The organism is Streptomyces aurantiacus (genome assembly GCF_001418335.1).
In the GTDB taxonomy this organism is placed as follows: Bacteria; Actinomycetota; Actinomycetes; order Streptomycetales; family Streptomycetaceae; genus Streptomyces; species Streptomyces aurantiacus.
The window spans coordinates 10,959-31,437 of sequence record NZ_LIPP01000170.1; the positions used below are offsets into that span (position 1 = coordinate 10,959).

15 protein-coding genes are annotated in these 20,479 nt (G+C 70.5%); 6 read left to right on the plus strand and 9 right to left on the minus strand.

All coding sequences use genetic code 11. The features are described from left to right. Positions 1–115: 115 nt before the first annotated feature. The 6 genes from AOK01_RS22670 to AOK01_RS22695 all read right to left on the minus strand — a co-directional run bounded on the left by AOK01_RS22670 (position 116) and on the right by AOK01_RS22695 (position 5,657). Positions 116–1,363 (minus strand): ABC transporter permease, encoded by a 1,248-nt coding sequence (locus AOK01_RS22670; RefSeq protein WP_055514638.1) that lies wholly within the window; start codon positions 1,361–1,363, stop codon positions 116–118. Next, positions 1,363–2,049, minus strand: a complete 687-nt coding sequence (locus AOK01_RS22675) for an ABC transporter ATP-binding protein (RefSeq protein ID WP_055514575.1) — start codon at positions 2,047–2,049, stop codon at positions 1,363–1,365. Before AOK01_RS22675 ends, AOK01_RS22670 begins: the two co-directional genes overlap by 1 nt. Then, complete coding sequence (locus tag AOK01_RS22680; protein ID WP_245702369.1) at positions 2,046–3,488, minus strand: peptidoglycan-binding protein; 1,443 nt, start codon at positions 3,486–3,488, stop codon at positions 2,046–2,048. Before AOK01_RS22680 ends, AOK01_RS22675 begins: the two co-directional genes overlap by 4 nt. 42 nt (positions 3,489–3,530) lie before the next feature. Beyond that, the gene (locus AOK01_RS22685) at positions 3,531–4,391 is read right to left on the minus strand and encodes a hypothetical protein (protein ID WP_157871439.1); all 861 of its coding nucleotides are present in this window, start codon (positions 4,389–4,391) and stop codon (positions 3,531–3,533) included. Between the two features lie 200 nt (positions 4,392–4,591). Next, the gene (locus AOK01_RS22690; protein ID WP_157871441.1) at positions 4,592–4,948 is read right to left on the minus strand and encodes a hypothetical protein; all 357 of its coding nucleotides are present in this window, start codon (positions 4,946–4,948) and stop codon (positions 4,592–4,594) included. A 97-nt stretch (positions 4,949–5,045) separates the two neighbouring features. Then, positions 5,046–5,657, minus strand: coding sequence for a helix-turn-helix domain-containing protein (locus tag AOK01_RS22695; RefSeq protein ID WP_055514581.1), 612 nt, complete (start codon positions 5,655–5,657; stop codon positions 5,046–5,048). A 431-nt stretch (positions 5,658–6,088) separates the two neighbouring features. Here AOK01_RS22695 and AOK01_RS22700 point away from each other — a divergent pair, with 431 nt between their 5' ends. Continuing rightward, the gene (locus AOK01_RS22700) at positions 6,089–10,141 is read left to right on the plus strand and encodes an nSTAND1 domain-containing NTPase (RefSeq protein ID WP_055514583.1); all 4,053 of its coding nucleotides are present in this window, start codon (positions 6,089–6,091) and stop codon (positions 10,139–10,141) included. 191 nt (positions 10,142–10,332) lie between these two features. On the opposite strand, the gene AOK01_RS22705 is transcribed toward AOK01_RS22700, so the two are convergent. Continuing rightward, complete coding sequence (locus AOK01_RS22705; RefSeq protein ID WP_055514585.1) at positions 10,333–11,163, minus strand: 2OG-Fe(II)-dependent halogenase WelO5 family protein; 831 nt, start codon at positions 11,161–11,163, stop codon at positions 10,333–10,335. A gap of 203 nt (positions 11,164–11,366) precedes the next feature. Here AOK01_RS22705 and AOK01_RS22710 point away from each other — a divergent pair, with 203 nt between their 5' ends. The 5 genes from AOK01_RS22710 to AOK01_RS22730 all read left to right on the plus strand — a co-directional run bounded on the left by AOK01_RS22710 (position 11,367) and on the right by AOK01_RS22730 (position 18,206). Continuing rightward, positions 11,367–12,533, plus strand: a complete 1,167-nt coding sequence (locus AOK01_RS22710; RefSeq protein WP_055514641.1) for a pyridoxal phosphate-dependent aminotransferase — start codon at positions 11,367–11,369, stop codon at positions 12,531–12,533. A 40-nt stretch (positions 12,534–12,573) separates the two neighbouring features. Beyond that, on the plus strand, positions 12,574–13,287 hold the full coding sequence (locus AOK01_RS22715) for an AzlC family ABC transporter permease (RefSeq protein WP_055514587.1): 714 nt from the start codon (positions 12,574–12,576) through the stop codon (positions 13,285–13,287). After that, the gene (locus tag AOK01_RS22720) at positions 13,284–13,598 is read left to right on the plus strand and encodes an AzlD domain-containing protein (RefSeq protein WP_055514589.1); all 315 of its coding nucleotides are present in this window, start codon (positions 13,284–13,286) and stop codon (positions 13,596–13,598) included. The genes AOK01_RS22715 and AOK01_RS22720 overlap by 4 nt, the downstream gene beginning before the upstream one ends. Positions 13,599–13,790: 192 nt before the next feature. Next, positions 13,791–14,786 (plus strand): alpha/beta fold hydrolase, encoded by a 996-nt coding sequence (locus tag AOK01_RS22725; protein ID WP_055514591.1) that lies wholly within the window; start codon positions 13,791–13,793, stop codon positions 14,784–14,786. Positions 14,787–15,059: 273 nt separating this feature from the next. Then, on the plus strand, positions 15,060–18,206 hold the full coding sequence (locus AOK01_RS22730) for an ATP-binding protein (protein WP_079103671.1): 3,147 nt from the start codon (positions 15,060–15,062) through the stop codon (positions 18,204–18,206). Positions 18,207–18,231: 25 nt separating this feature from the next. Here AOK01_RS22730 and argJ read toward each other — a convergent pair whose 3' ends face one another. Continuing rightward, positions 18,232–19,389, minus strand: coding sequence for a bifunctional glutamate N-acetyltransferase/amino-acid acetyltransferase ArgJ (argJ, locus tag AOK01_RS22735; protein WP_055514595.1), 1,158 nt, complete (start codon positions 19,387–19,389; stop codon positions 18,232–18,234). Positions 19,390–19,486: 97 nt separating this feature from the next. After that, on the minus strand, positions 19,487–20,464 hold the full coding sequence (gene cs1 / locus AOK01_RS41530; RefSeq protein ID WP_079103673.1) for a clavaminate synthase Cs1: 978 nt from the start codon (positions 20,462–20,464) through the stop codon (positions 19,487–19,489). Positions 20,465–20,479: the final 15 nt, after the last annotated feature.

Here is a 20,479-nt window from a genome sequence, read left to right on the forward strand (position 1 = left end):
ATTCGACTGTCCATGCTTGACTGATCTCCTGTCAATATTGATTGGATCAATATATTTGAGGGTGCCATGGCGTCCGCGCGGGGCCGAGCTCTGGTTCTCGCGCACACCTCGTGTATCAGCGCTGCAGTGCTTCGGTGGGCTGGATGCGTGCCGCCCGCCATGCCGGGTACAGCCCCGCCAGCAGGCCGGTGGTCAGGCCGACGGCCGGGCCCGCCGCGACCGTGGCGGGGTGCACGACCGGGGTCCAGTCACGTACGACGGCGACGCCGACGACGGTCACCGTTCCGAGGCTGGTGCCGATCAGTCCGCCGAGGCTGCCGAGGGCACCGGACTCGGCGAGGAACTGGGCGGTGATGTCGCGGCTGCGGGCGCCCAGGGCGCGGCGGAGGCCGATCTCGCCGGTCCGTTCCAGGACGGCGACGAGGGTGGTGTTGGCGATGCCGACGGCGCCGATCACCAGGCAGATTCCGGAGAGGAGAAGGAAGAGCTGGTTGAGGTCGGAGGTGACGTCGGCGCGGAGTGTTCCGGGGTCCGGGGGTGGGATGGCCTTGAGGTACTCGGGGTGGTCGGGGCGTAGCGCGGTGGGGGCCTCGGCGGCGATCTGGACGGCGGCGCCGGTGTCGGTGGCGATGAGCATCTTCGCGCCCCGGGCGGGTGGTCCCCAGAGGGTCTCGGCGGTGGTGCGGGGGACGACGACGGAGAGCAGCAGATCGGCCTTGCGGCTGAGGTCGGAGAGGATGCCGACCACGGTGAAGGGCTTGCCGTCGATGAAGATCGCCGGGTGGGCTTCGAGCGTGGTGATGCCGAGGAGGGTGGCGGCACCGGAGCCGATGACGGCGACGGGCTGTTTCGTCCGGGACGGATAGCCGTCGTAGAGGCGTCCCTGGGCGAGGGTGGGGACCGCGGCGCGAAGGGCACCGGGGGACGCGGCGACGACGTCGATCGGCCGGCCCCCGGCGCCGGCGCCGACGGGAGCGGCGGTGACACGGAGCCCGCGGTCGGTGCCCGCGGTCCAGTAGACCCCGGCGTGCCGTACGCCGTTGAGCCTTTCGACGCGGGCGTCGGCATCGGCGGGGAACGCCCGCCCGGCGAACTCGTCCTGTTCGGCCGCGATGTCCTCGACGGTGACCTCGGTGGCGGTCAGGAGGTCGAAGCGTGCGTCGATCTGGGACGAGGCGGTAGCGGTCAGCCCGAGGACGGCGACGAACGCGCCCACGCCCAGGACCGTGCCGAGTGCGGTGAGGACCGAGCGGGCGGGGCGTTGCAGTATCCCGGCGGTGGCCTCGGCGAGCAGATCCCGCGGGCCGAGCCCCGTCGACTCCACTGCCTCCACGGCCCGTTCGCGGCGTCGGGACCTCGGGATCACGTGGTCACCACCCGTTCGGTCAGGACGCCGTCGCGGAGGGCGACGGTACGGGCGCCGCGGGCGGCGATGCCGGCGTCGTGGGTGATGACCAGCACGGTCATGCCATCGGAGTGCAGCCCGTCCAGCAGGCCGAGGACCGTGCTCGCGTTGACCGTGTCGAGGTTGCCCGTGGGTTCGTCGCACAGCAGCAGGGACGGCCGGGTGACCAGGGCACGGGCGATCGCCACCCGTTGGCGTTCTCCGCCGGACAACCGGGTGGGTGGCGCGGCGGTCCGGTGGCCCAGACCGACGCGGTCCAGGGCCTCGCGGGCGCGTGCGGCGCGCTCCTTGCGGGGGACGCCGTTGTAGACCATCGCGAGCAGGACGTTCTCCAGAGCCGAGCGGTGGGGGAGGAGATGGAAGGACTGGAAGACGAAGCCGATACGGCGACCGCGCAGGGCGGTGCGCGCGGCGTCCTTCAGGGCGCCCGTGTCGACGCCGTCCAGTAGGTACCTGCCGGTGGTGGGGGCGTCGAGAAGTCCCGCGATGTTGAGGAACGTCGACTTGCCGGCTCCGGACGGGCCGGTGACGGTCACGAACTCGCCGCGCTCGATGATCAGGTCGCACGGCCGGAACGCAGGGACCCGCGGCGGGCCGGGATAGGTGAGGCCGACCTGTCGGAACTCGATGACGGGGGCCGTCACTCGGCTGCCTCCCCGGTGGCTCTGATACCGGTGACGACGTGGTCACCCTCGCTGAGCCGGCCGCCGGCCACCGGCGTTATCTGGACGAAGCCGTCACCGGTGGTGCCGGGACGGACTTCCACGGCTCGCGGCGTCCTGTCCGTGCCGAGGACGGTGACCACCGTCTTTCCGTCGGCCCTGGAGGTGATGGCGGTGACGGGGACGACCAGGGCCTTGCCCTCGGTCGAGGCGGCCTCGACCGTCAGCCGTACTTCCTGCCCCGCGAGCTCGGCGTCCAGAGGCTTGTCGGGGGCGACGGTCATCAGGTAGCCCTGACCGCCAGGGGGTGTGTCCCCGTCCTTGCCGGCGGCGGTGTCGTCCTGCCGGACGCTGTCGAGAGTGTCGGCGACGGACCGTACGGTCGCGGTCGCGGTGATACCGGTCAGTTCGGAGAGGATCTCGACCTTCTGGCGCGGGTGCACCAGTTCCTTCTGGTGCTGCTGGAGATGGCTGTCGACGACCAGTGCTCCGGCCGAGACGGTCATCACCGGCCCCGTCACCTTCGTACCAGGCCGGGCCGTGACGGAGTCCACCCGGGCGGGAAAGCCGTCCAGGAAGACGACCTCGCCCGCGGGCAGCATCGGGCCGGACTCGGCCTGTATCGCCGCCAGATCCTCGCGGGCCTCCGCGAGATCTTCCTTTGCCCGCTTCACCGCCTTGTCGGGCTTGCCGCTGGGTGTTTCGGCGGAAGCACGGATCTCCTCGGCACCCTCGGCACCCTCGGCATCCTCGACCGCCCTCCCGGCGGCGGTCACCCGGTCCTCCGCGGTCTCCAGCGCGGCCTTGCCGCCGCGGAGGGCGGGCAGTGGGTCGTAACCGATGGAGGAGTAGAAGGAGTCGAGCGCGGTTTTCGTACCGGCCCCGAAGACGCCGGAGGTGTCCGTACCCGCACTGTGCCCCAGAGCCCGCAGCGCTCGCTGGAGCTGCTTGACGTCGTCGCCCTCGGAACCCGGCTTGAGGTCCCGGTACACCGGCAGCTTTCCCCGCAGGGCGAATACCGGGCGGCCGGAGATTTCGAGGAGAACCCTGCCCGCCTCGAACGTGTCAGCGGCTTTGAGGCCCAGCTTGGTCACCACGGCGGTCCCACCGTCGGGCCCGGCGACGGCAGGGGCTATCTCGACCGACTGCGTGGCGGTGACTGTCCCTCGGATGATCACCGAGTCCTTCAGTACCCGCCGTTCCACCGGAGCCGTGAGGACGTCGGAGGGCGGTGCTTCGGAGTCGGCCGCGGCCTGTGCGGGCGACTTGACGACGAGAGATGCCGCGAGGCCCGCCGCGGTGAACAGCAGAGCTCCGACAGCCACTGCGGCGACCCACCGGCGTCTGCGCGCCAACTTGGGGACCTCGCCCCGGTCGGACGGCGATTCCGGTGTCTGCGGGTGGGTGAACTCGTGGAACACGGAGGACTCCTCGTCGGCGGCGCTCGGAACAGATCCCCTCCCCTACTCGGAGCGGATGCCTCGGCCGGCTGCGGCGTTCTTGACCTCGGTGGTGAGGGCGCGCTTCACCAGATCGAGCGCCTGGGCGTTCTGCTCGATCAGACGCTTCTGATAGGCGATGTCGACCGTCGACCATATGCCGACCAGGTTCGTCTGCTTCTTGCAGGCGACATCGGCTACCGCGGTGGCCGTCTCCTGAGCAGTGGGTTCATCGGTGTTGAAGACGCGGTCGTTGTTCGCGTCCGAAGGCGTGCGGTAGTTGTAGCCCGACTTGGCCATACAAGCGCTCCATGCGCTGATCGCGGCCACGACCTTGCTGTGCCGCAGTGAGCGGTCGTAACTCTGGAGGGCCAGCTCATCGACAAGGTCCAGGCGTGGTGCCTGTCGCAGGCCCTGCAGCAGCGTCCGCCTGGCTTCTCCGTTGCAGCCACCGACCGGTACGGTCCGGCCATTGCGCTTGCTCTGTCCTTTTCCGCTGGCCACGGACTGGGCCGATGCGCTCATGGCGGGCTTGGCCGCCGCGGACCGCCGCTTCTCGACCACGGACGACGCGGGGTGGTAACCGCGCTGCGCCGCATGGGTGCTGTCGGTGATTCCGTATCGACGGGTGTTCCGCTGTTCGAGATAGCCGGTCGACCTGGAAGGCGAATAGTCGAAACCGTATCGTTTCATGCAGTCCACCATGAGCCGGGAATAGCCGTCATGGATGGTCTGCTGTTCGGCCTTTGTCGAACGATAGGCATCGAGCGGCAGGCTCAGAGTGCTCGGATCGACTGCCGGCGGATTCGCTGGAACAGGAGGCTCGACTTCCTTCCGGGAGTCGCCGGTCGGATTCGACGTGCCGCATGCACCGGCGAGCAGCATGATCAGGACCGTGCCTGTGACCGACTTTCCGACGCGTCGGGTTCTCACTGGGTTTTCCCACCTTCTCCTAGGGATCGGTGGCGTCCGCAGAAGTAAGCAGAGACAAACGGCCCACGGCTGCGGACACCACCGTTTGGTGCGAGGTCACAACGCCCGGCGGGAGTCGATGCCGGCGGGCCTCCTAGGCTGGTTCCTGACGCCTATGTGAAGTACAGCGACGAGATCCTGTTGTTGTAGCTTCCGAGACTGTTCCTGACCTCGTGGGAGCTGATGCCGAGCGCGTCGCCACCTCCCCAGGAGTCCGTGTAGAAGGTGATCGAGTCACCCCAGTTGCTGTCGACGGAGGATATGGCGTCGTTCTCGGAGGCGCCGGTGCTGAAGGTGTCGCCGGCCAGGTTGACGTCGTCCCAGTTCCAGTAGTCGACGCCACCGGTCAGGTTTTCGCCGTCGAAGACCCAGAGGTCCTCGGCGCTGCTGGCCGGCGTGGCGGTTGCGAAGCCCGCAACGGTGAGAGCCAGAGCGGCGGCTCCGACGGACAGGATTTTCTTTACGCGCATGTCGTCCCTTTCCATGGGTTCCATGGGTCTTCTTGTTCCTGCATAGAGAGTGGGCACCTCGGCCGGGACCTGTCATTACAGATGCGTGCACAGGTCTTCAGTCTGCGTGCACTCTCGCGCGTTGCCGGCGGAATTGGCTCGGGGAGATCCCGTAGGCGCTGCGAAAGGCATGGCTGAAATGTGAGGGGCTGGTAAACCCCCAGCGGGAGGCGATCGCGTGGACCGGGCGGGCGGCCAGCCGGGGGTCGCCGAGATCGCGCCGGCACTGTTCCAGGCGGTGTTCACGAATCCAGCCGGCGACGGTGTGCCCGTCCTCGTGGAACAGCTTGTGCAGGTAGCGCAGAGAGATGTGGTGTGCCGAGGCGATCGCGTACGGGGTCAGGTGCGCGTCGCCCAGGTTGTCCCGGATGAAAGTGTGGATCCGGGCCGCCAGCGCCCGCTGCCTGGTCCGGGGTGGCACCGTGTTTCGGGTGTCCGGCGCGTCGGCCGGTGCCTCGGTCGGCACGTCGAACGCCGAGAGGGACGCGCGGGCGGTTCCCTCCCCAGGCGACAAGGGCAACAGCGAGCACGGGAAGCGCAGAATCAGCAGCCGGCCCGCGGGAGTACGGGCACCGCACACGACCCCGCAGTCGTAGAGCACCCGGAACCTCGTGACCCCCTCGCCCCCGAAGGCCAACCGCTCCCCCTCCGTGACCTCGGTCGTGCTCATCCGGTCCATGACGCACCCATGTGCGGGGAAGTGGCCCCGGCAGCCGTCGGAGCAGCGGTTGACGCCCGTGCACGGGCGTCCCGGCAACCTGCGGACGGCGATGTCGCGACAGGCGGGGTGGTGGTCGGCCGAGGTGCCGGGAACGGCGCGTCCGACGCCGTCGCCGGACCCGTCGAAAGAGCGACGGCCACCGGCACCGCGAGCATCCCCCGTGGCGTTCTGCTTGCGGACTGTTCCATGCGTTCCCCCTGGTTACTGGTGCGGTCGTGTCCCCCCAGATGTAGCGGCTCGCGTGTTGTTCGCGTTCGAAGCCTGGTGCCGAACAAACAATTCCTGAAAAATGCGACGCCGGAACGCACGTCGTGGCACGGGGTATCGGGGAGCCGCAGGATCTCGCGGAGGGCTGCGGTGATCATCGGGGAGGTGCGGCGATGCCGCGCAGAGAGCGACCGCTGGACGCGGGGGACGGTCCGTTACGCGAATTCGCCGCAGGGCTGAGGAAGTTGCGGCACAAGGCGGGCAATCCGCCCTACCGGGAACTGGCGGAACAGGCGCACTTTTCCATTTCCACCCTGTCCTCCGCCGCCTCCGGGCAGCGGCTGCCGACACTCGTGGTGACCCTGGCGTACGTGCGGGCCTGCGACGGCGACACCGAGGAGTGGCGGGAGCGGTGGCAGGAGGCCGCGGCGCTCCTGGGGGACGTGGACGCGGAGGCCGAGGTCGGACAGGCCCCACCGTACGCGGGGCTGCGGTCCTTTCGAGAGCAGGACTCCGAGTGGTTCTTCGGGCGGGAACGGCTGCTGGAGGAGTTGGGCGGGCGGCTGGAGCGGCAGCGGTTCGTAGTGGTGATCGGGGCCTCCGGCTCGGGCAAGTCCTCGCTCCTGCGGGCCGGGTTGGTGCCCCGGCTGAAGCAGGCGGAGGGTACGACGGTGGTCGTACTGACGCCTGGCGTACGGCCGTTGGAGGAGTGCGCCGTGCGGCTGGGGGCGTTGGCCGGAGTCACGCCGGGTGTCCTGTACCGGGAGTTGCGGGAGGACCCCGAGAACCTCGGGCGGCTGGCCCGGCAGATCAGCGCACGGTCCGATGCGGTGGGTGCCGAACTCGTCCTGGTCGTGGATCAGTTCGAGGAAACCTTCACGCTCTGCCAGGACGCCGCCGAACGCAACGCCTTCATCGAGGCTCTCGTCTCCGCCTCCGCCTCCTCCTCCTCCGACGGCCGTTGTCGCGTCGCCCTGGGCACACGCGCCGACTTCTACGCGCACTGCACCCACCACGCCTCCCTGGTGGAGGCGATGCGCGACGCGCAGGTGCCCGTCGGGCCGATGAGCCTGGACGAGTTGCGTCGTGCCGTGGTGCGGCCCGCTCAGCGGGCCGGGCTGACCGTCGAGGGCGCTCTGCTGGCGACGCTCACCGCACAGGCGCACGGCCAGGCCGGCGTGCTGCCGCTCCTGTCGCACACCCTGCTGCAGACCTGGCGGCGCCGGCGGGGCAACGCGCTGACGCTGGACGGGTTCGAGGCGGCGGGCGGCCTGGAGGGTGGCCTCGCCCGTACCGCCGAGGAGTTCTACCAGCAGCTGGACGAGGGGCGGCAGCAGCTGGCCCGACAGGTGTTCGTACGGCTGACCGCACTCGGCGACGGCACGGAGGACACTCGGCGTCCGGCCCGCCTGGACGAGCTGGACGGGCTGTCAGGGGCCGGTGGAGCAGGAGACGGTGGAGCAGGAGACGGTGGTGGCAGGGCGGACCGGGGGTCCGACAGCGGAGGGGCCGGCGGTGGAGAGGCTGACGGCGGCAGGGGCGACCGCGGAGGGTACGGCGACGGCGCGACCCGTGGCGGAACCGGCGACGGTGAGATCCGTGCCGTACTCGACCTGGCCGCGAGCGCCCGACTGCTGACCCTGGACCGCGAACGCGTGGAGCTGGCCCACGAGGCGCTGATCAGATGCTGGCCCCGGCTGCACGGCTGGCTGACCGAGGACCGCGAGGCCACCCGGACCGCGCGCCGCCTCACCGACGCCGCCCAGACCTGGGAGTCGCTGGGGCGGGAGCCGGGCGCGCTGTACCGCGGCACCCGTCTCGCCATGGCCGCCGGGCTCGACCGTACGGCGCTGTCCGTACCGGAGCGGGAGTTTCTGGACGCCGGGCTGGCCGCGCAGGCGGCGGAGCACGCGACGGTGCGGCGCCGGACCCGGTTCCGGCGCCTGGGCGTCGGACTGCTGAGCGCCCTGCTCGTGCTGTCCACCACGACCGCGGTCCTCGCCGTGCGGGCGCAGCGGGCGGCGGACCGGCAGCGCGATGCGGCAGGTTCCCAGCGCGTCGCCGAACGGGCCGCGGCGCTGCGCACGGTCAACCCTGCTCTGGCCGCTCAACTGAGCCTGGCCGCGTACCGGTTGTCGCCCACGCCGGAGGCCGGCGGCAGCGTACTCAGCACCTTCGCCACGCCGTACGCCACCCAGCTGACCGGCCGGCAGGGCGCCGTCACCACGGTGGCGTTCAGCGCCGACGGCCGGGTCCTGGTCACCGGCGGCGCCGACCGGACCGTGCGCTTGCAAGGGGTGTCCGATCCGCACCGGCCGACCGAGCCGGTCACGCTGGGCCGTCTCGGCGACACCGTACGCACGGTCGCCGTCGGCCCCGACGGGCGGCTCCTCGCTGCCGGGGGCGAGGACGGCACGGTGTCGGTGTGGGACATCGGCGACGTACGGCGCCCCCGGCTCGCGGCGCGGCTGCCCGACGACGCCGGCCCGGTCGTCGGGGTGGAGTTCGACGCCGACGGACGTACCCTCACGACCGCCGCCCGCGACGGAATCCGGGTGTGGCAGCTGTCGGACCCCCGCCGTCCGCGAGACCTCGTCGCCCTGGACGCTGACGTCGACATCACCGCGGCGGCGTTCCGCCCCACCGACCGTACGGTGGCCACGGGCCACGTCGACGGAACGGTGCGGCTGTGGCAACCGACGACGTCGGACGGCCGCCCGCGGCCTCTGTCGACCCGCCCCACCCGGCTGGGCGCAGCCGACCGGAGCGACCGGAGCGACCGGACCGGCGAGGCCGCCCGACCCGGATCCGCCGCCCATACCGCCCACACCGGCCAGGTGAACGCGATGGCGTTCACCCCCGACGGACGTCGACTCGCCACCGGCGGCGCCGACTTCACCGCTCGGCTGTGGGACGTGAGTGGGTCGGGCCCGCCCCACCGGACGCAGACGCTCACCTCGCACACCGACGCCGTCAACGCCGTCGCCTTCGCACCCGACGGGCGTCAGCTGGCCACCGCGGGCACCGACGGCACCGTGCGGCGATGGGCCGTGAGCCGTGGCGGCTCCGCGACCGAGGCGGCCGTTCTCATGGGGCACACCGGCAGTGTCAGGGCGTTGGCTTTCGAGCCCAGGGGAGGGCGCACGCTGGCCAGCGGCAGCGAGGACCAGAGCGCCCGCCTCTGGGACCTGCCCGGCCCCGCTCTCACCGGCCACACCAGCTCGCTCTACTCCGTCGCCTTCCGCCCGGACGGACGCCTGCTCGCCACCGCCGGCTACGACAGCACGGTGCGCCTGTGGAACCTCGCCGACCGGGACCGCCCACGCGAACTCCCCCCGCTCACCGGCCACACGGGGCCTGTCAACTCCGTCGCCTTCCATCCCGACGGCCGCACCCTGGCCAGTGCCAGCGCCGACGGCACCGTGCGGTTATGGACCCTGCGAGCGGCACACGGCGTCCTTCCTCTCCGCACCGTGCCCGCCGGGATCGGCCACGTCAACGCGCTCGCGTTCAGCCCGGACGGGCGCACCCTCGTCACCGGTGGCGAGCAGGGCACCGTACGCCTCTGGAACACCGCGGACGTACGCAGTCCGCGCCCGCTGGCCGCCCTGCGGTTGACCGGGGCGGTGGACTCCGTGGCATTCGCCCCCGACGGCCGTACCCTCGCCGTGGCGAGCCGGAACCGGACGGCCACCCTCTGGGGCGTCACCAGCCGGCGCCACCCCGCCCGTCTGTCGGTCCTCACCGGCCACACCGGCGCGATGAAGTCGGTCGCCTTCGCACCCGACGGGCGCACGCTGGCCACCGGCAGCGAGGACCGCACCGTGCGCCTCTGGAATGTCACCGACCTGCGGCACCCGCTCACCCGCGACCGTCTCACCGGCTACGCCGACGGCGTCATGTCCGTCGCCTTCGCGCCGGGCGGACGGCAGTTGGCCACCGCGAGCTCCGACAAGAAGGTACGGCTGTACGGTCTGACAGCCGGCGGCGAGGCCGGGGAACCGGAGCTGCTGACCGCCCACGACAAGCCGGTGGACACCCTCGCCTTCAGCCCCGACGGCCGCACCCTGGCCACCGGGAGCGAGGACTGGACCGCCCTGCTCTGGGACCCCGACATCGAACGGGTCGCCGACCGGATCTGCGACACGGTCTTCCCCGCGATCACCCGCGCCGAATGGCGACAGTACTTCCCGCAGTGGAACTACCGCCCGCCTTGCGGAAGTTGACGGGCCGGCCACCTGGCCGAGGCTGTACGGAACAGGCCCGCGCCCGCTGCACCGACCGAACCGTTGACCACGTGGCTACTCGCGCATCCGGGCGTGGAGGCGAGCTGAGGCGAAGAGCACCTCCTGCTGCGTGCACTCGGCCGCATGGCGGAAGGCCGTGCCGAGTATGCCGACACGGCCTCCGGAGCGGGTCACGCCCAGATGATCAGGCGATTGTCCGCGGTCACACCGACGAAGAACGCCAGGGTCAGTCGGCGGCCCTTGGTGCTCGGGGTGATGAAGTGGTAGTTGCGGGTGTCGAAGAAGATGCCCTCGCCCAGTTCCGGGGTGAGAGTCAGGTGCGGTTCGCGGGCGACGATGGTCTGGGACCAGCCGAAGCCGATGCGGTCCTCGTCGTCCGTCGGGCGCCAGCGCCGGCGGAAGACGTTCAGTTCGCCGCCGTCCTCGGGCAGGCTGATGTAGCAGTTGAACCCGAGCTGGGCGATCGGGGTGTGGTCGAAGACACCGGGGAACTCGCGGACCACCTCGTCGAAGTGCATCCGCGGATCGCCCTTCAACTCGCGCACCATCCCCGCGAACAGGCTCCGCCCACCCACGGTCGCCCGGCTGACCGGCCCGTCCCAGGCCTCGGCGATCTGCGCGATCAGCGCCTCCATCGGGTCGTCGGCGCCGGTCGCCTTCGCCCACTGCTCCTCGGCCTTGCGGGCGTCCTGCCAGTATTCGGGGCGGAGCTGGCCGTCCAGGTAGTAGTCGTAGACCGCCGGCCCGAATTTGGCGATCGGCGGCCAGATGCGTCGCTCGTCGTAGGTGCTGAACTCGGTGCCGTCCAGTTGCGCGCAGAGTTGCACACAGCCCTCCGGCGTGAGCATGTCCGGTACCCGGATCGCGCCGAGGGTGCCCGCCGCGAGCCGCAGCAGAGCTTCGCGGTTCAACGGCGAGGTGGTCTCGGCGTCGAAAAGCGGATCGACCTGTTGGACGACTTCGGTGTTCCGGATGAGATGGTCGGCGTCGGTCGGCTTCAATGCACGTCTCCTCAACTCCGGCCGGTCTGGACCGGCTCCGGTGGCCTGACGGCCACCACGGGTCTCCATCCTCCGGAGGCTCTTCGACAGTCCGTTGGACGATCCCGCTGTCGTCCGCACTGTGTTCGGGGACAAGGGGAGGGCGAGGGAGTCAAACCGGTTGTCCCGCCGGTCTCAAGCCCCGGCTGAAACCGTGAATGTCCATGAGCCTCAACAAGACGCTGTTGTCACAACGGGCGGCCGGCCTCACACCGTTGTCCGTGGGCCGTCTGGCGGCGACCGCACGTGAGCGGGGCGCCGTGGACCTGGCCAGTGGAGTACCCCTGGGCAATCCTCCGGAGGCTGTCCTCGCGGCAGCCACGGCCGCGATGCGTGCGGGCCACAACCAGTACGCCCCCGGTGCCGGAAGCCCGCAGCTGCGCGCCGTGGTCGCCGAGCGTCTGCGCCGCGACAGAGCAGCGGTCGTGGATCCCGAACATGAGGTCACCATCACCAGCGGTGCCACCGAGGGGGTGCTGGCGGCGCTCCTGACCTGTGTCGACCCGGGCGACGAGGTCCTCGTACCGGAACCCTGGTTCGAGTCCTATCCGGGCGCTGTACGGCTCGTCGGCGCGGTGCCCCGCCCGGTGCCGCTGACCTCCGACGGCTGGCGGCTTGACATCGATGTCGTCCGCGCCGCGATCACCCCGCGTACCCGTGCGATCCTCCTCAACACGCCGCACAACCCCACCGGCCGCGTCTTCTCCGCCGCCGAGACCGCCGCGCTCATGGAGGTCTGCGTCCGACAGGACATCGTGTGCATCACCGACGAGGTGTACGACAACTTCGTCTTCGGCCGGTCCGAGATGACCTCGCCACTGGATCTGCCGTCGGCGCGCGAGCACGTGATCGCGGTGGGCAGTTTCTCCAAGTCCCTGCAGATGTCCGGTTGGCGGCTGGGGTACTGCGTGGCGTCGCCCGCCCTCACCGCGGGGCTGCGCCGGGTGGTGGAACGCACGACGGTGTGCGCCCCCACGCCGCTGCAGGAGGGCGCGGCGGCGGTGAGCACCGCGAGTTCGGGTGCGGAGAACTTCCGGTCGACCCGGGAGGCGATGGTCGAGCGGCTTGCCGAGGCCGGCATGGAGGTGTCCCCTCCGGAGGGTGGCTGGTTCGTGTTCGCGCGGATCGACCGGGTCACCCCGCTGCCCGCAGGCGAATTCGCCACCCGGCTGCTCGACGAGGCGGGGGTCCTGGTGGCGCCGGGCTCCGCCTTCTTCGCCGATCCCCGGGACGGCGATCGCTGGATCCGTACGTGCTTCGTCCGGGACTTCGAGATCATGGATCAAGGTATGAAGAGGCTGGAGAACTACCTGCGCCCGGCGGCGTGGTGACCGGCTTCCCGGATTCCTCCTGCTGCACTGGACGGGACACATGACCCAGAACGAGCAGGCCGTCGACCGGGAGATGTGGTCGGCACTCGGCGCGCTGAGTGCCGCCGCCGCCGTCATCGGGGTCTCCTTCGGCGCGATCGCGGTCGCCTCCGGTGTGCCGGGCTGGCTCGCGATCGCCATGTCGGTGTTCATCCACGCCGGTGGCGCCCAGTTCCTGTCCGCCGGGCTGCTGGCTGTGGGCAACCCGGTCGCGGCGGTGGTCGGCGGACTCCTGCTGAACGCCCGTCATCTGCCCTTCGGTCTCGCCCTTCGCGACACCCTGGGCGACACCTGGTGGGCCCGGGTCGCAGGGAGCCAGCTCATCAGCGACGAGTCGGTGGCGTTCGCGCTGAGCCGGCCGGAGGGGCCGGCGCGCCGCCGCGCCTTCTGGGCCTGCGGCATCGCGCTCACCTTCGCCTGGGACGGCGGCACGGTCGTCGGCGTACTCCTCGCGGGCAGCGTCGGTGACCCGAACGCCTTGGGCATGGACACCGCGTTTCCCGCCGGCCTGCTCGCCCTCGTCCTGCCCTCACTGCGCGACCGGACCACTCGTGACGCCGCCCTGCTCGGCTCCGCCCTGGCCCTGCTCACCACCCCGCTGCTGCCCGCCGGTATCCCCCTGATGCTCTCCCTGGCCGCGCTCGCCCTCCCCGCTCTGACCTCGCTGCGCCGCGACGACCCGGTGTCGAACACCGGTGAGGAGGGTCTCCGATGACGACGATGGTTCTCGCCGTGGCCGCACTGGCGATCGGCACGTACATCACGCGCCTGGCCGGCCCGTTGCTCTACCACCGGTTGACGCTGCCCGCGGCCGTCGTACGCCTGCTGCCCATCATGGCCGCCGTCCCCCTGACCGCGCTGTGCGTCACGGGCGCGCTGACCGAGGCAGGGTCCTTCGCCGGCTGGGCCCGGCCCGCCGGGGTCGCCGTCGCTCTGGTCCTCGCCCTTCGCCGTACTTCCTTCGCGGTCATCGTGATCGCGGCGGCGGGCACCACCGCCCTGCTACGGCTCTGTGGAGTCCCCTGACTTCCCGGTACAGGTCGACTTCCCGAGACAGGTCCGAGCAGCTTTCTGGTCAGCCGACGATCGAACCACCAAGGGAAGATGTTGTCGCAATACCGTACGCAAGGTGGAAATCTCACCTCTCCGGTCCGTGACGCCCCTGCCTGCCACCGTTCCGGCACACCCCATGTGCCCACCACTGCTCAGGAGGCCCTCATGTCTGTCGCCACTTACCGCCTGGGTGACCTGCCCCTGGAAAGCGGAGAGATCCTGCGCGACGCGCAGATCACCTACGCCATGCACGGGCAGTTGGCCCCCGACCGGCGCAACGTCGTTCTGTGCCCCACCTTCTTCGGCGGCGACCACACCGGTTACGACTGGCTCATCGGAAGCGGGCGACCGCTGGACACCGACCGCTACTGCGTCGTCGTACCGGGGCTGTTCGGCAACGGCTTCTCCAGCTCCCCGAGCAATCATCCGAGCGGCTCCCGGTTCCCCGCTATCTCGTCCCGGGACAATGTCGTGGCCCAGCACCGGCTGGTCACCGAGGAGTTGGGGGCTGCCGAGCTGGCGCTGGTGACCGGGTGGTCGATGGGGGCGATGCACGCCTACCAGTGGGCGGTGTCGTACCCGCAGCTGGTGGCCCGGCTCGCGCCGATCTGTGGCTCCGCCACGACCAGCGAGGCCACCCGGGTCTTCCTGTCCGCGCTGGGCTCCGCCCTGCGCGGCGACGGGCCCGCGAAGCGACGGCTGCGCGCGGCGGCCCGGGTGTTCGCCGGCTGGGCGGCCTCCCACGAGTTCTGGGCGGAGCGGCTTTACCGGGAGCTGGGGTTCGTGGACCGGGACGCCTATCTCACCGGCTTCTGGGACGCATTCTTCACCAGCCGTGACGTCGACGACCTGCTGGTGATGGTCAGTACCTGGGAGCGCAGTGACGTCGGTGCGACCCGCGGGTACGGCGGGAGCGTGCGGACGGCGCTTGAGGCCGTGCGAGCCGACACGGTGTTGCTGCCCGGTCTGCGCGACCAGTGTTTCGCGCCCCAGGACGAGGCCGCGACGGCCCGGATCGTCCCGAGCTCCACGCTGAGCGTCATCCCTGGCGTCTGGGGCCACCTCGCGGGCTCGGGGGCGACGGCGGCGGACCGTGACTTCGTCGCCGGCGCCCTCGGCCGGCTGTTGGAGCGCACCCGGGCGGTTGCCGAACGTCCGTGAATTTCCGGCCTCTTTCCGAAATGAGAAGTCGTCCAGAAATCGACTGTCGGAACTTTTCCTTTCGGGAATAGAAGACTCGAAAGCCCGCCCTGTGGTTTCGTGTCCCGGAAATCCGTCCCGGAAATCTATCCCGCAAATGAAGCCAGCATCCTGAATGTCCGAAAAAGCCTGCTCTGGAAGCCCGACGGGCATTCCCTGTCGCCGCACAGCACGCTGCCCTCCACGCACCCCCCAACCGGTGGCGCCCTGCACCGGAACTGTAGGAGAAACGGCATGTCAGTACGTATCGCGTCGGCCCCGATCTCTCTCCATCAGGATGACAAGACCACTTCGCCCCACCATGAGGCGGCCATCAATGTCTTCGGTAAGTTGACTATCCAGTTCACCGGGCAGCCCTTGGAGATAGGGCCGCCCCGCCGCCGCGCAGTTCTCGCTCTGCTGGTGATGAGGGCCCGTACGGTCGTCTCCATCCCGACCATCCTCGAAGGTCTGTGGGGGACGGACCTTCCCGGACACGCGGTCACCACACTCCAGTCGTACGTGTCCCGGTTGCGCAAACTCATCGTCCACCATCCACTCGCCGACGGTTCGAAACTGACTCTCCAGTACCGCAGCCACGGCTACGTCCTGGACATCGCGCCCGAGAACATCGACGCCGTACGCTTCGAACAGCTGGTGACAAAGGGGCTCGCGGCCGAGCGTCGGGGCGACTGGTCCCACGCCTTCGCGCTGCTGTCGTCCTCCCTGCGGGAGTGGACCGCGCCGCCGTTCGAGGACCTGTCCGAGTACGACTTCGCCCGCCAGGAAGCGCGACGTCTGAGTCAGCTGAGGCTGTCCGCCGTCGAAGGCCGGGCCGACGCCGCCCTGCGGCTCGGTCGGAGTGGAGAGATCCTGCACGATCTGGAGGCCGAGGCGGTGCACAACCCGGCGCGCGAGCGGCTCGTGGGTCTGCTGATGCAGGCCCAGTACCGCGACGGCTGCCAGGCGGATGCCTTACAGCTCTTCGACCGCACCCGCCGCCACCTTTCCGTGGAGCTCGGCGTCGACGTCGGCCCCGAGCTGCGGCGCACCCATGAGGAAATTCTGCGCCATGCACCCTCGCTGGCACCGGTCGAGGTGCCCGCCCCCGCGGCCCCCGCCAAGGCGGCAGAACCTGTCGCGAGTACCCCGACGCTCGGGCGACTGCCGTTCATCGGGCGGCAGAAGGAGCTGGAGGTCCTGTGGGCCGCGGCCGACCGAGCCTGTAACGGCCGGGGCGGGGTGGTGAGCCTGCTCGGGGAGGCCGGCAGCGGAAAGACGACACTGCTCCGCGAGTTCCGGCGCCACTGTGCCGAGCGCGAGATCGACGTCCTCACCGTCAACTGCCCGAGGGCGGACGCCCTGCCCGCGCACTGGCCGTGGAAGCAGGTGCTGCGGGCCGCCGCCGAGCGCTGGCCGCAGACCATCAACGCGCTGCCCCCCGAGGTCCGAGCCACGCTCGTCGCCATGCTGCCCGGCTGGCAGCAGGCGTCGGAGCACACCCGGTCCGCCCCGCATCCGGTCGGTGACTTCCCGGTGCAGGAGGCGGTGGCCCAAACGCTTCTGGCCCTCGGCGGCCGGCCGCTGGTGCTGGTCGTGGAAGACCTGCACTGGGCTGACGTCGCCTCCTTGCGGCTGCTGCTCTTCCTCGCCAGCCAGCTCGCCGACTCCCGGCTGTTGCTCGTGGCCACCTCCCGCACCTTCCGGGCCAACGCCGATCCGGACATGCGGGCCTTGCTGGCCGCGATCCGCGAGCTGCCCGTCTCCGACGAGATCATCCTCGGCGGTCTGGACGCCGGGGAAAGCCGCGAGCTGGCGCGGGCGATGGGACAGCACCTCACCGACGCGTCGGCCGACGCCCTCCACCGGCGGACGGTCGGCAACCCGTATTTCCTGATCGCCATGCTGAAACACATCACGCCCGACACCTCCGCGGCCGCTGTGGGGAGCCTGCTGCCGGAGGCCCTGGAGGAAGTTGCCCTCGAACGGATGGCCTTGCTCCCCGGGCTGGTGAACGACGTCCTGCGGGCGTGCACCGTGCTCGGCGACGACTGCACCGAGCCGGTGCTGAGCGGGGTGCTGGGCGATGGTGACGACGGCCCGGACGCGGCGATCCAGCAGGCGATCCGTGGCGGTCTGCTGACCCCGGTGTTCGGAGGGCCGAGGCTGGCGTTCGTCCACCCGTTACTGCGGGACACGGTACGCCGCAACCTGTCCCGCGGTGAGCTGGGGAAGCTGCACTGGAGGGCGGTGCCTGCCCTGTTGCACGGCGCACAGCTCTTCGACGTTCGTGACTCCGTCGGTGCCCATGTCCGCGCCGCCCTGAGGTCGGTACCTCCGGAGCAGGTCCTGCGGCCGCTTCTGGACGAGGCGGAGAAGGCTGTCAAGTTCGGCCTCTATGCGGTGGGTTCGGAATGGCTGGACCTGCTGGCGGACATATTCCGCTCCCCGGACGGGGACCAGTGGTACACGCAGGCGGAGCTGAACGTACAGCTGCGACGCCTGGACCTGCTGAACATTCTCCAGGAGACCGTCCCGGCGTCCCGGGACACGGTGCGGGCCCGGGTGGAGCAACTGGGATACCAATTGGGCTCCCTGCAGGCGGGGGCCGTCCTGCCCAGCCGCCTGATCGGCCAGCTGACGCGCGGAGACCTGCCCGACGCGGAGGCGACAGCCTCTCTCCTGCTGGGCCTGGCCCAGGAGGAGAACGACCCGTACCTGGAGTTCGTCGCCCACTACGGCCGGGGCAGGGTGCGCTACGCCCGGGGCGAGCTGACCGATGCCCGGGCCGCGATGGACGACGCGCTTGCCGTGGCCGGCCACCGGGCAGCGGACTGCGGCGCCGTAACGCCCTGCTGGCTGTATCTCTGCGCACGGCTGAGCAAGACGCTGATCCAGTGGTTGCAGGGGCGCGCGGACGAGGCCTGGCAGGATATGGCCGAGATCCGGCATGCGCAGTGTTACAGCGGCGCCGGACCGGTCGCCCCCAGCCTCGTGTACACCTGCCAGGCGGTTCTGCAGGTCTTCGAGGACGACCCTCAGAAGGCCGAACGGCAGGCGATCGCGGCCGCCGAGCCGACCCGGCGGAAGGGGACGTACCGCTGGCAGTGGCTGATCGACGCCGTGCTGCTCTGGGCGAAAGCCCGGCAGGGCTCGGCACGTCCGGTCGACTTCGCCGCCGCGCGCAGCTCCCTGGCAAGGGCGGAGCTGGGTGGCACCAGGCTCATCACGCTCGGCCTCGCGCTGGTGTCCGACGCCGAGCGGGTCGCCGGGCGCCCGCGCGAGGCCCACGCCTATCTGCGGCGACTGCGGAGGCTGGTGGCCCAGACAGGTGAAGTGGTGTATCTCAACGCTCTGCCGGCGCACCTGCTGCCGTGGCGCGCACTGCCGCACGCGGCCTGACGGCCTGTAGCGGCGACGGCTGCGGTCAGGTCGAGTAGTCGGCGTTCAGACGAACGTAACCCTCGGTCAGATCGCAGCCGTACACGCGGAAGGCGGAGTGGCCGGTACCGAGGCCCACCCTGATGACGACCTCGTCGCCCTTGAGATGCTTCGCCACCTGCGAGAGCCGCCCCTGGTCGGGCGGCTCGGGGTAGACGTCGACCTCACCGAAGCCGATGGTGACGTTCTCGGGGGCGATGTCCGTGTCCTCCTCGCACTTGCCGAGGGCCATCGCCACCCGCCCCCAGTTGGGGTCCGCGCCGTGCACGGCGGTCTTCACCAGCGGGGAGTTGACGATCGTCTTGCCGACCCGGCGGGCCTGTTCGGAGTCACGAGCGCCGGTGACGGCCACCTCGATCAGCTTGGTGGCGCCCTCGCCGTCGCGGGCGATGTCCTTGACCAGGCCGAGGGCGACTTCGAACAGCTCCCGCTCGAACTCCGCGACGTCCACGGGCCCGGCCAGGCCGTTGGCGAACACCGCGGCGGTATCGCTGGTGGAGGTGTCGGTGTCGATGCTGAGCGCGTTGAAGGTGCGGTCGATCACCCGGCGGAACACGGTGTCCAGGACACCGGGTTCGAGTTCGGCGTCGGTGAAGAAGAACGTCAGCAGAGTCGCCATGTTGGGCTCCATCATGCCGACGCCCTTGGCGATGCCGACCAGGGACGCCGTGCCGCAACGGGCGGAGCGGACCTTGTGCCGGGTGTCCGTGGTCATGAACGCCTTGGCGGCGGCCTCGAAATCCGCGCCGCCGAAGGGGTATTCCAGCGTCGCGAGGTGGTCGCGCACCGCGGGCATGGGGTAGCGCCGGCCGATGAGGCCCGTGGAGGTGATGAGCAGTTCGTCGTCCGCGACGCCGAGGGCCCTGGCCACGCCCGCCCGGACCTCGCGCGCGTCGCTGAGCCCGCCCTCGCCCGTGGCGACGTTGGCGTTGCCGGACAGCGCGATGACACCGCGGCCGGTCATCGACGCGGCCGCCGCACGGCTGAGGACGACGCTGGGGCCGGCGAAGCGGGAACGGGTGAACACCGCGCTGACAGCGGCCGGCACGTCGGAGGCCACGACGAGGAAGTCGTCACGATCGTCCCGGATCCCGGACCGTCCGGTGTGCGTGGAAAACCCCCGCGGCAGGAGCAGTGTGGTCATCTTGGGCCTGGTCCTCTCTGAAGTTCGCGGTGATCGCACTCCGACGAGGCCGCCCCGGTGGCCGGCCCCGTCGGAGTATGTCCAGGTCGGTGCTACCTCACCGGCCCACGAAGTCGACGACGTCGCCCATCTGGGCGGTGCTGTCGGTCATGCGCTCCGGAACCCGGACGTACATGCGGTGCAGCCACCGGTCCTTGCCGTCCCACCTCGGGGTGAACGGCGTACGGGCGTGCGTGGTGCGGTAGTTGTCGACGATGAAGAGGCTACCCGGCTTCAGGTGCACCGGCTCGGTCACCGCGTCGAGGGCGTCCGACAGCTCCGCCAGGGCCCGCTTGGCGGGCAGGTCGACCGGGTCGAGCAGTTCCCGGTCGTAGGCGAGCAGCGGGTCCTCGCGGTGGCCGTCGAGGACGGAGATCTGGTAGAGCGGGTCGGTGTCCTTGCCGGGGCGGAAGGCCATGTCGACATGGCAGCGCATGGGTTTGCGGTACAGCTCCGCACGGGTGGCCCTGTCCAGGCGGGGCAACGCCTTGCGTATGGAGCCGACCAGGGTGGCGGCCGTGCCCTCGTGGTCGGCGCGGGAGCAGGCCAGCATCACGTAGTGCGGCTGGTGCTTGTGGTAGGCCATCTCCGTATGGAACTCCAGCAGGGTCTCGGAGGTCTCGGAGGAGAGGTAGTGGGCGTTCGGCGAGGGATAGACGTCCTGGAGGATGGTGCCCGCGCGCAGCTCCCGGTAGCCGGTCGGCAGGCCCAGCTCCATGCCGATCAGGGTGAGCCACGCCTCCATGGAGAGCAGCGGCCGTTCCACCGGCGCCGGGGTGCTGGTAGGGGTCTCGGGCAGCTCCTCGTCACTGACCGGGAGGCCGGTCAGCATCAGGTACCCGGCCTCGTTGCCGGTGGCGCGGAAGTCGCGCAGGGCGGCGCGCAGGTGCTCCGGCAGTTCCTGTGACAGTGCGCCCGCGGTCGCGAAGAAGTCACTCATGTCGAGGCGGGGCGTTTGGGGCAGCCGTTCACGCAGTTCGAGGAGGCGAGCGGAGTCGTCCTCGCAGTGCACGATCTCGGGTCGTGTGGTGATCATGTCGGTTCCTTCCGA

What these genes read in the sequence shown, in the direction of transcription:
- cs1 (WP_079103673.1), bottom strand. Translation starts at nt 20,464, where the DNA reads ATGATCACCACACGACCCGAGATCGTGCACTGCGAGGACGACTCCGCT.
- AOK01_RS22730 (WP_079103671.1), top strand. Translation starts at nt 15,060, where the DNA reads ATGTCAGTACGTATCGCGTCGGCCCCGATCTCTCTCCATCAGGATGAC.
- AOK01_RS22725 (WP_055514591.1), top strand. Translation starts at nt 13,791, where the DNA reads ATGTCTGTCGCCACTTACCGCCTGGGTGACCTGCCCCTGGAAAGCGGA.
- AOK01_RS22695 (WP_055514581.1), bottom strand. Translation starts at nt 5,657, where the DNA reads ATGAGCACGACCGAGGTCACGGAGGGGGAGCGGTTGGCCTTCGGGGGC.
- AOK01_RS22710 (WP_055514641.1), top strand. Translation starts at nt 11,367, where the DNA reads ATGAGCCTCAACAAGACGCTGTTGTCACAACGGGCGGCCGGCCTCACA.
- AOK01_RS22700 (WP_055514583.1), top strand. Translation starts at nt 6,089, where the DNA reads ATGCCGCGCAGAGAGCGACCGCTGGACGCGGGGGACGGTCCGTTACGC.
- AOK01_RS22685 (WP_157871439.1), bottom strand. Translation starts at nt 4,391, where the DNA reads ATGCTGCTCGCCGGTGCATGCGGCACGTCGAATCCGACCGGCGACTCC.
- AOK01_RS22720 (WP_055514589.1), top strand. Translation starts at nt 13,284, where the DNA reads ATGACGACGATGGTTCTCGCCGTGGCCGCACTGGCGATCGGCACGTAC.
- AOK01_RS22715 (WP_055514587.1), top strand. Translation starts at nt 12,574, where the DNA reads ATGACCCAGAACGAGCAGGCCGTCGACCGGGAGATGTGGTCGGCACTC.
- AOK01_RS22690 (WP_157871441.1), bottom strand. Translation starts at nt 4,948, where the DNA reads ATGCGCGTAAAGAAAATCCTGTCCGTCGGAGCCGCCGCTCTGGCTCTC.
- argJ (WP_055514595.1), bottom strand. Translation starts at nt 19,389, where the DNA reads ATGACCACACTGCTCCTGCCGCGGGGGTTTTCCACGCACACCGGACGG.